The sequence below is a fragment of the Pusillimonas sp. SM2304 genome (assembly GCF_031628915.1).
GTDB lineage: Bacteria > Pseudomonadota > Gammaproteobacteria > Burkholderiales > Burkholderiaceae_B > Pusillimonas_C.
On record NZ_JAVLUJ010000002.1, the window covers coordinates 641,352 to 653,638 of the forward strand.

Genomic DNA, 12,287 nt, shown 5'->3' on the forward strand with positions numbered 1-12,287 from the left:
GGGATCGGGCCGCTGCGTTGAATAGCCTCGATGAAGTGGTCGGAAGCCGGACTTTAAGCGATTGTAAGGGCTGGCATGTATCTCCGCGGGGTTGATTGCGGGGAATTTTGGCCGTAGATCAGCGAATTTAGGCGCCTGCGGGTCTGGTATCGTGTCTACTCATGAAGCTGGACCGCAAGCGGGGAGCTGAGTCTTGGTGAGGCGAATGGTTAGTTTGGTTGAGTGGGTCGATTTCCCTCCGCTGGGAGATGACCGGGGTTCCTTGGTAGCGCTGGAGGGCGGCAAGACCGTCCCTTTTGCCATTGAGCGGGTCTATTACCTGTTTGGTACCGGTCGTGGCGTGTCGCGAGGGCATCACGCGCACCGCAGGTTGCAGCAGGTAGCCGTGTGCGTGACCGGACATTGCCGCATGTCCTTGGACGACGGGGGCCAGCGTGAAGAGGTCCTTCTGAATTCACCGACGCGAGGCTTGTTGATCCGGAGTATGGTCTGGCGGGAAATGTGCGATTTTTCCCCAGATTGCGTTCTGCTGGTCCTGGCGAGCGAACATTACGATGAGTCGGACTATATCCGAGACTATGGACGCTTCCTGGCGGAGCTGGGAAGGGACTCATGAAGCCGGACTTTGACGGAGAATCTGTTGGGCCTGCAGGAAATGTCGCGTCTGTGGATAGCATGTTGGCGTACTGCCAGGCTCAGGATGTACTGTTTGCGGAAACGCTTTCCCGGCTGAATCTCCAGGCGCTCGAATTGCCGCCCCGGAGGACGGGGCGGCTCCGGGCCAACGTCTGGCGCAACCATAACTTTGAAACGTTCGAGGGATTGCTGCGTCCTTTCCTGGTCTATGCGGGCCTGGATCTGGAATGCCGTGTCAGCGAATATGACGATACCTTAGGCTTTGCCCAATGGGCGCCGGCAGACGTCGAGATTCTGTGGGTGGATAGTTCCCGGTATACCGACCGGATGACGCTGGAAGATTGGCTTGCCTGGCTTCGCGGCCGCTTGCAGGACCTCAGGTCAAGATCTTCGGCGCCCATCCTGCTGGCCAGTTGGGATCCCTGGGGCGCCAGGGACGGCGCCCCAGGCCTAGCTGCGCTGACGGACGCCGTACCCGGAGCCTATGTTGCCGATTTGAGCGCCGCCAGCATCGATGAAGGCATCGTGCTTTTGGATCCCCGGGTTGCAAAGGTTTCCGGCTCGCCCATTTCCCGTCCCGCCCAGGTTGCCCTGGCTCGCCGACTAGGTTGCCATTGGCTGCCTGGCTTGTTGCTGCCCCCCATCAAGGCGGTGGCCGTCGACCTGGATAATACGCTGCATGCAGGGGTACTGGGGGAAGATGGCCCTGACGGGGTCCGGCTGGATGTGGGGCACGTGGCCTTGCAGGAGTCACTGCGTGCTTTGAAGGAGCGTGGTGTTTTTCTTGCCCTGATATCGCGCAATGAGCGTGAGGATGTCGAGGCCTTGTTCGCGCACCGTGCCGATTACCCGCTGCGCTGGGAGGATTTTTCGGTTATTGAGGTATCCTGGGGAAGCAAGGCGGATGCCTTGGGTCGCGTAGCGCGGCAGCTTCGCATAGCGCTGGATGCCGTGCTTTTCGTGGATGACAATCCCGGCGAACTGGCCAGTGTGGCCGCCGGTTGCCCAGGGATACATGCCTTGTTTGCAGACTCAACGGGGGCGGGAACTTATCGCGCACTGAAATATTTCCCCGGCTTGTGTCGTTTATCCGTTTCGGCCGATGATGCCCGCAGGGTCGAAGACATGAAGGCCAATGCCGAGCGCGACACCTTGTTGCGGGCAGCGGGCGGGGAAGAGCAATACTTCCGGGAGCTGGGCATCGCGCTGACCTTGCGCTACGACCAGGTTGCCGATATTTCGCGCTTGGCGGACTTGTGTCGCAAGACCAACCAATTCAACCTGGCATTGCGCCGCTACAATCAGGCCGATCTGGCCTCGTTGATGGTGCGCGACGATGCCTGCGTGGCGGCGGTATCGCTGTCGGACCGCTTGTCCGATAGTGGCACGATAGCTGCTCTGGTGGCGGTCCGCGAGGGAGACATGTTAACAGTCACGGAATTGTGCCTGAGTTGTCGGGCTTTGGGTCGCCGGCTCGAAGACATGATCGTGATATCCGCCATACGTGGCATGCGCTTGTTCGACGGATGCGCCCAGATCCTGTTTGACTACGCTTCAGGACCGCGCAACCAGCCAGCCCGGCGCTGGCTCGATGGCCTGCCCGATCGCCTTGGCGCGAAGGTGGCGGGCGACGGTGGCGAGATGCCTGCCGAATCGCTAAGACAGTTTTCCGCACCCTCGGGTGTGGAGCTAATGCAGGAATAAGGATATAACGTGGATCGTCAGCAGATCGAATTGGCAGTACTCACAGTCATTGGGACCGTCCTGAAGGTACAGGTCGGTCCAGACACGTCCCGGGCCGACCTGGCGGCATGGGATTCGCTCAAGCACGTCGAAATCATGTTTGCGCTCGAGGATGAGTTCGGCATCGTATTTTCCGAGGAAGAGCTGTCTGGCCTGAACAGCGTGAAGGCGATTATTCAGCGGATCGTGGACGATGAGGCATAACATCCTCGTCGAAGGCTTGGGCTTTCGCCTGCGCCCTGTAGCCGATACGGACGCGCCGCTGCTATTGGCGCTTCGGAGCGATCCCGTTTTGAACCGGTACCTGCACTCCACGCCTCCAACATTGGCAAGCCAGTTGGATTGGCTGGCAGCCTATTACGAGCGTCCTGGAGATTATTATTTCGTTGTCGAACGCCGAAGTGACGATGCAGCCGAAGGAGTGCTATCGCTATACGACATGGATGTCTCACAGACTGTGGCAGAGTGGGGGCGATGGATACTCAGGCGGCATTCGCTTGCCGCAGTCGAGAGCGCAGAGCTTGTTTACCGCTGCGCCTTTGAGCAGCTGAGTCTAAAGGAAGTCTATTGCCGCACGGTTGCGTCGAATACGCAAGTGGTGGCGTTTCATGACTCCTGCCGTTGCGCCAGTCGGCGGGTTTTGCCCGATCATTTCATGCTTGGAAACGAAGCCTTCGATGCGGTCGAGCACCGGGTGGATCGGGATAACTGGAATGGTGCAGTCAAACCGTATCTGGGCAGGTTGTCAGAAAGAATCGCGGCGAGGTTGACTCATGATCGCTCCTGACTGGAATCTTGATGAAGCGCCTCCTTTCGTTTTTCATCACATTGGCTATGCCTGCAGAGCGATAGATAAGGCGCGTGTGCCTTTTGAGGCACTGGGGTACCGGCAGGAGGGCGAAACTTTTGCCGATCCGATCCAGGGCGTTGCGGGGTGCTTTCTGGTAGGGGCGGGCCCTCGTCTTGAACTTCTGGAGAATCTGAGTAATTCAAATACCCTGACACCCTGGCTTGATGCGGGAGTGTCCATGTATCACTTTGCTTATCAGGTCGGTCGCCTGGACGAGGGCGTGGAATGGGCGAGGAAGCGGCGCGGCAAATTGATGGCGCCGGCCGCACCTGCAGTTGCTTTCGATGGCAGGCCGATCTGTTTCGTGATGCTGCCCGGGCGCCTCTTGATCGAGTTCATCCAGGGGCCAGCCTGACGGCTCGACACAACACAAATTACGGAGTTGACTATATGTCAAAGCAAGAACTGTCCCATCTGGAAAGAATTTCCGAAGATTCCCTATATGCCGCAGGTGTGAACACGGCATCCATCCTGTACTCCTTCCACATTGCCCAGCGTCATTTTCGCGGCACGAATTTATTGGAAATGGGTCCGGCTGAAGGGGTCATGACGCAGCGCCTAGCGACGCTTGGATTGAAAATGACACTGGTCGAGGGGTCGGCCAGATTCTGCGAAGATCTGTCAAGCCGGTTCCCCGACGCAACTGTCGAGCATGCGCTGTTCGAGGAGTTCAATCCCTCTGAACGGTTCGACAATATCGTTCTTGGCCATGTGCTGGAGCATGTCCAGGATCCCGTGGATATCCTGTCGCGCGCGGGGCGCTGGCTGGCTCCGGGCGGCCGGATATTCGGGGCCGTCCCCAATGCCCGTTCGCTGCACCGGCAGGCGGCGGTCATTATGGGCATGCTGCCAGCCGAGGACGCCTTGAATGAGACGGACCTGCACCATGGCCATCGGCGGGTGTTCAATCCTGAATCCTTTCGTCAGGCGTTTTCCCAAGCAGGCCTGCGTATCGATCTATTCGGCGGCTATTGGATGAAGCCCGTGTCCAACGCCCAGATCGAGACAGATTGGACGCCACAGATGATCGAGGCTTTCATGGTGCTCGGAGAACGCTATCCCGACATCGCAGGCGAAATCTACGTGCTGGCTTCAAATCCCGAGTCATGACCACATCCGGCCTTCCCGTTCCTTTTCTGGATCTTAAACAGATCAACGCGCATTATCGCGAGGAACTGATTGCCGCTTGCACGCGGGTGATCGACTCCGGCTGGTATATCGCCGGAGAAGAACTTGTTGCTTTTGAGCAGGAGTTTGCGACCTATTGCGGGGTGCAGCATTGCATTGGTGTGGCTAACGGCCTGGATGCGCTGACCCTGACCCTACGTGCCTGGAAGACTTTAGGCCGGCTGAAAGAGGGTGACGAGGTGCTGGTTCCCGCCAATACCTACATTGCAAGCATTCTCGCGATAACGGAGAATCGCCTGGTACCGGTGCTGACGGAGCCCGACCCGAGGACTCTGAACGTCGATCCTGAAAGAATTGAGGCGGCAGTGACCGGGCGCACGCGCGCCATCGTTCCGGTGCACTTGTATGGCCGCCTGGCTGACATGCCGGCGATCATGGAGATCGCCAGCCGCCGCGGTCTGTTGGTGCTTGAGGATGCTGCACAGGCCCATGGAGCCGGCCGCGACGGACGCAGGGCAGGCTCTTGGGGGGACGCAGCTGGATTTAGCTTCTACCCTGGCAAGAACTTGGGAGCTTTAGGGGATGCCGGTGCGGTTGTCACGAATAATACAGAGCTGGCTGACAGGCTACGCGCTTTGCGCAACTATGGATCGCATGAGAAGTATCACCATGATTTTCAAGGAGTAAATAGTCGCCTGGATGAGATTCAAGCGGCGATGCTTAGGGTAAAGCTCCGACATCTGGACGAGGACATTCGCCTGCGGCGTCGGGTGGCAAAGGCTTATCTGGATGGTATAGCGTGCCCGGATATTGTCCTCCCCAGACTTGCAGATGAGGAGTGGGATGCGCACGTCTGGCATCTTTTCGTAGTGCAGTCCGAACATCGCGACCTTTTGCAAAGCCACCTGGAACGCTCGGGTATCGGTTCGTTAATTCATTATCCCGTCGCGCCGCATCGGCAAACGGCCTATAGCGGCTACTGGAATGAACCGCTGCCTGTCACGGAGGCATTGCACCGCAATGTGCTGAGCCTGCCGATCGGTCCATCGATCGGAGCGCGCGAGATTGATGCGGTCGTTGCTGCCTGTAATTGCTTTATCGCCTGACCTGAGTCAGGGCAAGGACATGGTTAAGCGCTGAGCGGAGGCGCATCGGTGGCCGGCCCGGCTCGGCCAACTGGGGTCAAAAAATTAAATTCCAGGATTGGTGTTATGGATGATATGAGGGCTTTTGAAGGCAGGCTGCTATCAATGTCCGAGGCAGCCTGCGTCGGGCGTCTCCAGGTATTGGCCCCTGAACAGCAATGGCAAGCCAATCCTTTGGAAATGGAGGGCTTCGCCATACCAGATACGGTCAGGCGAACGCAGCAATCGACATCGATTCAATACAAGGCCGTTCTGGAAGATGTCCATGTGGTTGCAGGTGTCGGTGCAGTCATAAGTCCGTCTACACAGGAAATCATAAGTGATATTTTATGCAAATATCATGATGATCTGGATTTTGACTGGTACTTCAGATATGGCCTGGATGCTCGCGATAGAAATTCATCACGTTGTTTTTATAATAAAAAATATCCAATCAAAATAGAGAACGCAATCTCGTTTTTCTCATGGGAAAACCGTAATTATGCTCATTGGATATTTGAAAAATTAGCGAGCTTCTATTGGATCACGAAAGACAGGTTTCCGAAAGATACCTTGATTTTAATCGAAGACGATCTGCCTGAATCAATTCTAAAATCGTTATCGGAATTTTGGCCGCTAGATAGAATTACCTTGCTGCCAAGAGGAACGGCGGTTCAAGTGAAGTCGCTCTATTATTTCACCAATTCCTCCGATCTATGGGAGTCTAGAAGAAAATATCATATCAGTGGCCACGAGTTCAGTATTTATCCCGAATCGTTTCGTTGGCTACGGGAACGTATAACTGGCTCTTATGCTGATCGGGAAACAGAACGCCGAAATGCTTATTTAATCAGGTCTTCCGGTGGGAATGGTCGTACGTTGACCAATCAGGATGAGCTGATCTCTGTCGTTGATTCGTTGGGATTTAGCTGCATTCAGCCGGGCGGGATGGATTTCGCGGGGCAAGTGAATCAATTTTCGGCATTTCAAGTAGTCGTAGCATCATCGGGGGCTGCGCTGGCCAATATGCTATGGATGGCGCGTGGCAGCGTCATTGTCGTGCTCATATTGGATTCCTCTGAACTCTTTTATTGGCTATGGCATTCGGTGGCGGAAGCACTGGGCATTCGCTTGATCTATTTTCCCTTGAGGCCCATACCGCATCCTTTGCTTAGATTGTTTCATTGGGATGGCTATATCCAGATAGAAAGGTTTCTCCCGTGGTTGATGAAGCAAAGCTTTGTTGACGAGCACGCTCCCGTCCATGAGGTCAATAATCTTGAATGGACACGAACGGTACAGACAGCCTGGAAAAAATCGCCTGAGTTTTCGGAATGGCTATCCGCGCGGGCGCCGTCATCCGCTCGTGTCCGGATGATTCTATCCATGCTCCAGAGCAAGCCGGCCGTTGCGACTGTGGGTGCAGTCGTTATGGTTTCTGATGCTGAGAGCGCATCGTTACTGCCCTCCACATTGGACAGCTTGAAATCCCAACGCCGAAAGCTAGACAAGATTTGGGTCATCGGCCGTGATATTCCGCCTTCCATGATTGATCCGGAAATTGAAGTTTTCGGGGGGCTTACGCCTTGGTCGCTGTCCCTTTCCAGTAAGGCCGATCAAGCTGACGCGCCGGACTTCTCGTGGATTATCCAGTCAGGCGACCAATTGGCGCCGCATGCGACGCTTACGCTAGGCGAGCATCAGCTCAAGAAACCGGAAGTATTGATCTGGTACACCGACGAAGTGGCAATGCAGCATGGAAGTTTTGTCGAGCCCCTGCTCAAACCCGACTTGAATGTCGATTTATTGCGCAGCTACCCTTATGTCGGTCGCAATTTGATTATAAGTACCGCCGCGATTCGGGAAGGGGGATTGGATGAGCGGATGGCCGAGCTGGCCTCGGTGGATTTGCTATGGCGTATAGTCGAGCAAAAAGGGGAATCTGTAATCGGCCATGTGCCCGAGGTGCTGCAATACTGTGCGACCAATTTGATGGTCTGGATACGCAAGCCTCAGGCCCTGGCTTGCTCGGTGGCCGTGACGCAGGCGCACTTGAGCCGATTGGGTATCGACGCACAGCTCACGCCAAGGCCCGACATGGGCATCGTGCACACCAGCTATCCGCTGCTGTCCCGCCCTCTGGTATCCATCATCATCCCAACGCAAAACAAGTGGTCTGCGCTTCTGCCTTGTGTTGAGAGCCTGATCAGATATACGACATATGAAAACTACGAGCTTGTCATCATCGATAGTGGCGGCCACGAATCTGCCATACGCAAAGGCCTGTCAGCCTTGGAGAGCTCCGGAGGAAGGATTTCCTTCAAAGTTCTCCCCTGGCATGCGGAGTTCAACTATGCTGCGATAAACAATTTTGCAGCGGCTCAGGCCCGGGGTGAAGTGCTGTTGTTCCTGAACGATGATATCGAACTGGACGGCAAGTCCCGGACAGACTGGCTGGACCGTTTCTTGGCTCAAGCCCTGAGGCCCGAGGCAGGGATAGTTGGTACCCGGCTGGATCTTCCTCAAGGACGGGGCGTCGAGCAATGTGGATTGGTGCTGGGGCTCGATGAAATGGTCAGGCAAGGCTTTCGTGGGGAATCCGTGGACGAGCCCGGGTATATGAATCGCCTGGTCGCCCAACACAATATCAGTGCCGTCAGCGCGTCCTGCCTGATGATGCGCAAGAAAGTGTTCGATGAGCTGGGTGGCTTCGATGCCGAGACGTTTCCTGTTTTCTACGCAGACATCGATCTGAGCCTGAAGGCGGCAAAGGCGGGCTATTTGCTGGCCCTGGAGCCGGACACGGGTTTGATTCATATGGGAGGTGCCACCCGGTTCTCGAAAGAGAGATTCGAGTCGCAGGCTCTCTTGAAAGAGGAAGTCCAGGCTCGAAATCTATACGCCCGATGGCTTCCTCAACTGGCGAACGATCGATATTATCATCCTGCGTTTGACAAGCAGTCCGCCGGTTTTGACTTGAGCTTGAGTGCTGCGCGTATTCATGACCCTTTGCCGGGGCGGCCCCTGCCGGTTGTATTGGCCGCGCATCTGGATTGGCAAAGCAGTAGCTACCACCGGATCTTGGATCCATTCTTGGCCATGTCGAACGAAATGTTTCTTGAGGGCGGGGTGGGGCAGGGGCGTTTTAGTCTGGATGACGTAGTGCGCATCCAGCCCGACACTATCGTGTTGCAGGGCGCCTGGATCAAGCCGCATATGTTGTCTCAAATTCAGCATTATCGTGAGATGACGCAAGCCAAGATCGTTCTGGAGTTTGACGATTACAGGCCTAAGCTCTCTGCTGTGGATATGGCTCGAAAAATGACATTTCCCGGCTTGATGGAGAATGTCCGCGGCGTCATGCAGCATATCGATTGGCTTGTGGTTTCTTCGCCCGTGCTTGCCCAGGAATTTTCCGACTACCATTCTGACGTTCGTGTAGCGATGAGTGGCTTGCTTCCAGCGTCCTGGGGGCGTCTACAAGGCCGGAGGAGAACCGGGCCCAAGTTGCGAGTCGGGTGGGCATCCAATACAAACTATGTCGTGGATCTGGAAGTTATTTATTCTGTGATCAAAGAGTTGCAGGATGAGGTGGAGTGGGTATTCTTAGGAGACAGGCCGAAAGCTGTCCACGGCGAATATCATTCGAAGTGCGATATCAAAGACTACCCGAATGCACTGGCCGGCCTGAATCTCGATCTGGCAGTGCTTCCCATGCAGGTCAATTCTTATAATCGCGGCAAGAACAATCTCAATCTTCTGGAGCTCGGTGCTTGCGGCGTGCCGGTGATTTGCACATCCATAGAGCCATATCAGGGGAACCTGCCGGTGACATTGGTGCGCAACCGGCATGAGGAGTGGGTAGAGGCCATTCGTTCGCATATTTCTGACTCGGATGCTCTGGCTCGGGCCGGCGACGCTCTTCGCGATGCAGTAATGGGCAACTGGATGTTGGAAGGGCGGTTTCTCGATCAGTGGCGGAAAGCCTGGGAGGTGTGAATCTCGGGCAGCCAAGACATGCCGTCTATTCGCCCAACCGTGCAATCACCGCTTCTTTTACGCGTTGAGAATTCAGTGTATCGTTGTATTTGAAGAAGAGTTTTCTCGCAGTTGCCTGCTGTTGCAAGACAGCATCTCTTTCGAGCGCAAGGCCGGCTGTAATGGCCTCTAGGAGCTCATCGAACTGGGTGACGATAGGGCCGGGAAATGCAAGGTCCATATCGTAGAGCAGGCCGTCTTCCTGAGTGCGGTAATGCTCGATATCGTAACCGAAGCAAATAATGGGCTTCCCTAGATACAGGGCCTCGATGTAAACGCTTGAATAATCAGTAATCAGCAGATCGCACTCACGTGCCAGCGCCGAAAATTCCGGAACCTTTTTCTGAGACATATCGAATATCAATTCGTTGTCGATATACTCGTCGAAGTTGAAGTAGTTGTCGCTATTCCTGAAGTAATGGGGCCGATAGCCGAGAACGGCATTGTGCGCATGCAGGATGTCTTTCAGTTTACTGATTTCACTGTTGGAGAATTGATAATATTGTGCGCTGTTGCTGATACCCGTCTGGCGATAGGTGGGTGCATAGAGTATGAGCTTTTTGCCGCTGCGGTTTGTTCGGATCAGCCGTAGTGATTCTTGTATGTAGCTGGGTAGCCGATCTTCGTCTTGCCTTAGAAAGTCGTTCCGGGGCAGGCCGGTCACCCATACCTGGCGATAGTTCAATGGATAGAACATGGCTGCCATGGCGTAGCTGTCGATATCGGAAGAGGCCAGGAGACCTGCATAGCCCAATCTTTCCTGTGCGCGGTACTTAACTCGATCGGTGTGGCGCAGGGTGCTTTCGTTCGCCGCGTATATTAGGCGCTTCAGGGGAATACCGTGCCATAGATTGACCACTACCCGGCTGCGCAGAGCGAGCTTGAGTATGCTGAAACGTCCGTTGTCCCATCGCAGGGAATAGTCCATCGAGATGGAGTGCGTGAGGAAGACTACCTTGCATTGCGCCAAGAGGCAAAGGCCCTTCAGGGACCCATGGCGGACAATCTCATAATTTACAGCACCTTCTATGCGTAACTCCGGGGGCCTTCCTCGGTAGAAGATGATCTTTCGTACGGCCGGATCCGCTTTGACCAGCTCGAAAAGCGCGCGTTGATTTTCGATAAAGCGGTCGGTGTGCAGGTGATGCGTGGCAAATGCCCACAGATAGTTCCGCTTGGGCGTCAGCCAATCGGCCAGCCGCCATAAGGGATGAAGCAGATGGAAAAGCAGATGTTTAGCCATGAATCGCTTGTTACCTTGCGGGTCAATCGAATCGCTCGACGATCGAGGAAATCAGATCAAGTGCTTGCTTGAGTTCCCCGACATGAGTTTGATCCAGAACCTTCAGTGTTTTGCGAATATGCGTGCTGGAAATTCCCTCAGTGCGCGGTAAATAGACCACTTCGCAGTAGTCCTTCAGATAATCGAAGCGGCCTTCCCAGTCATTTCCCATGCCAAAGATGGACACACTGTGCTCCTGGATGTCTTTGACTTTTTGCTCCCAGCACGTTTCAGGAATGACCAGGTCGACATCGCGGATCGATTCGACAATCTTGATTCGGTCTGCAAAAGGCACTACGGTATTTTTATTTTTGACCCTATTGAAATCATCGGTGGAAACGCCTACGACAAGACGATCCCCCAGGCTGCGAAGCCGCTGCAGCAGGCGAAGATGGCCTATATGGAAGAGATCGAATGTGCCGTAGGTGAGTATGGTTTTCATAGGGCCACGTGATTCTATTTGCTAAAAAGTCTATTGATTGATTGGCTCAGTTTTATTATTCGCAGGTTTATTCCATTGACCATGAAATAAAAATTCTTGTTTCCGGTTTTGGCTGCAAATAACAGCCAATCAGGTTTTGTTATGCCTACTTCGCTGCGCCATTCGTACAGCAAAGATGCCGCTTTCCGCAGGTACTCGCTTTCCCTGGGCTTCGGTACGCGGAGCCTGGTGTTGATAAGCCCGAATATCAATGATCGATTGTATTCATATGCCAGCGGTCCGTACCATTCGTTATATTCAGGCTCTTGATTCAAGAGCTCGATGAGCCTGCGGCTTTGTGAGAAAATTTCGAAATGCCTGTCGTCGGCCGACTTTGTTATTGAACCGCTCCGCTGCCTGTAATTCAGTATCGTTTTTGAAATGAAGTAGCAGCTCTTTGCCTTGATCATGGCGGTAAAGCTCCATACCATGTCTTCATAATGGCAGAGCTTTGGCAGCGATATTTCGATGGACTCGATAAATCGGCGCCGATAGGCTTTGTTCCACAGAGTGTGCAGGTTTCGGATGGCACCTTGTCTTTCGCTGTGCAGTGACAGGTCCCGATCCTCATGGCCGAGATTCGTGTACCTATTGGGAAGGTTGGAAATCTTGAGCCCGTTGTCCCAGACGCGCTGATGATTGAACATGAGAACATCAGGATTTTTTTTCTGGAGATGGGCGGCAACTTCGGCGACCGCCCCAGGCTCGAACCAGTCATCGCCGTCCAGAAACATCAAATATTCGCCGCGAGCATGAACAATGCCAATATTTCTTCCTTCTCCAGGACCCTCGTTTTCTTTATTTTCAATGATCCTGAAGGTGTCCTCCCTGCCGATGGCGGTTTGGCGGATCAATTCCCCTGTGCGGTCTGTGGAACCGTTATTGACGACGATTACCTCGTAGTCCTTGAAGGAATGGTCGATACAACTGGCCAACGCTTGCCCGATGAATTTTTCATCATTCCAGGCGACAACAATAATGGATAATAAAATCATGACGGTAGGC

The 12,287-nt window shown here is 54.4% G+C and carries 11 protein-coding genes; 8 read left to right on the forward strand and 3 right to left on the reverse strand.

Translation table 11 applies throughout. From position 1 onward, the window contains the following. Positions 1 to 205 precede the first annotated feature (205 nt). The 8 genes from RE432_RS12025 to RE432_RS12060 all read left to right on the forward strand — a co-directional run bounded on the left by RE432_RS12025 (position 206) and on the right by RE432_RS12060 (position 9,480). A complete protein-coding gene (locus RE432_RS12025) occupies positions 206 to 616 on the forward strand; it encodes an FdtA/QdtA family cupin domain-containing protein (protein WP_310933652.1) in 411 nt (136 codons plus the stop codon). A 59-nt stretch (positions 617 to 675) separates the two neighbouring features. After that, positions 676 to 2,340, forward strand: coding sequence for an HAD-IIIC family phosphatase (locus tag RE432_RS12030; RefSeq protein ID WP_310934214.1), 1,665 nt, complete (start codon positions 676 to 678; stop codon positions 2,338 to 2,340). Between the two features lie 30 nt (positions 2,341 to 2,370). Beyond that, positions 2,371 to 2,583, forward strand: coding sequence for an acyl carrier protein (locus RE432_RS12035; protein ID WP_310933653.1), 213 nt, complete (start codon positions 2,371 to 2,373; stop codon positions 2,581 to 2,583). Further along, positions 2,573 to 3,166 (forward strand): GNAT family N-acetyltransferase, encoded by a 594-nt coding sequence (locus RE432_RS12040; RefSeq protein ID WP_310933654.1) that lies wholly within the window; start codon positions 2,573 to 2,575, stop codon positions 3,164 to 3,166. The genes RE432_RS12035 and RE432_RS12040 overlap by 11 nt, the downstream gene beginning before the upstream one ends. Next, positions 3,153 to 3,584: a VOC family protein gene (locus tag RE432_RS12045; protein WP_310933655.1), complete on the forward strand. Its 432-nt coding sequence runs from the start codon at positions 3,153 to 3,155 to the stop codon at positions 3,582 to 3,584. Before RE432_RS12040 ends, RE432_RS12045 begins: the two co-directional genes overlap by 14 nt. Before the next feature lie 35 nt (positions 3,585 to 3,619). Continuing rightward, entirely contained in the window at positions 3,620 to 4,339 is a 720-nt protein-coding gene (locus RE432_RS12050) for a class I SAM-dependent methyltransferase (RefSeq protein ID WP_310933656.1), read from the forward strand. Then, positions 4,336 to 5,463 (forward strand): DegT/DnrJ/EryC1/StrS family aminotransferase, encoded by a 1,128-nt coding sequence (locus RE432_RS12055; RefSeq protein WP_310933657.1) that lies wholly within the window; start codon positions 4,336 to 4,338, stop codon positions 5,461 to 5,463. The genes RE432_RS12050 and RE432_RS12055 overlap by 4 nt, the downstream gene beginning before the upstream one ends. Before the next feature lie 105 nt (positions 5,464 to 5,568). After that, the gene (locus RE432_RS12060) at positions 5,569 to 9,480 is read left to right on the forward strand and encodes a glycosyltransferase (RefSeq protein ID WP_310933658.1); all 3,912 of its coding nucleotides are present in this window, start codon (positions 5,569 to 5,571) and stop codon (positions 9,478 to 9,480) included. 25 nt (positions 9,481 to 9,505) lie between these two features. Here RE432_RS12060 and RE432_RS12065 read toward each other — a convergent pair whose 3' ends face one another. From RE432_RS12065 to RE432_RS12075, 3 genes are read right to left on the reverse strand one after another with little or no spacing between them, the layout of a single operon-like run. Then, positions 9,506 to 10,762, reverse strand: coding sequence for a CDP-glycerol glycerophosphotransferase family protein (locus tag RE432_RS12065; protein WP_310933659.1), 1,257 nt, complete (start codon positions 10,760 to 10,762; stop codon positions 9,506 to 9,508). 22 nt (positions 10,763 to 10,784) lie between these two features. Beyond that, the gene (locus RE432_RS12070) at positions 10,785 to 11,243 is read right to left on the reverse strand and encodes an adenylyltransferase/cytidyltransferase family protein (RefSeq protein ID WP_310933660.1); all 459 of its coding nucleotides are present in this window, start codon (positions 11,241 to 11,243) and stop codon (positions 10,785 to 10,787) included. A gap of 14 nt (positions 11,244 to 11,257) precedes the next feature. Beyond that, positions 11,258 to 12,277, reverse strand: a complete 1,020-nt coding sequence (locus tag RE432_RS12075) for a glycosyltransferase (RefSeq protein WP_310933661.1) — start codon at positions 12,275 to 12,277, stop codon at positions 11,258 to 11,260. Between the last annotated feature and the right edge of the window lie 10 nt (positions 12,278 to 12,287).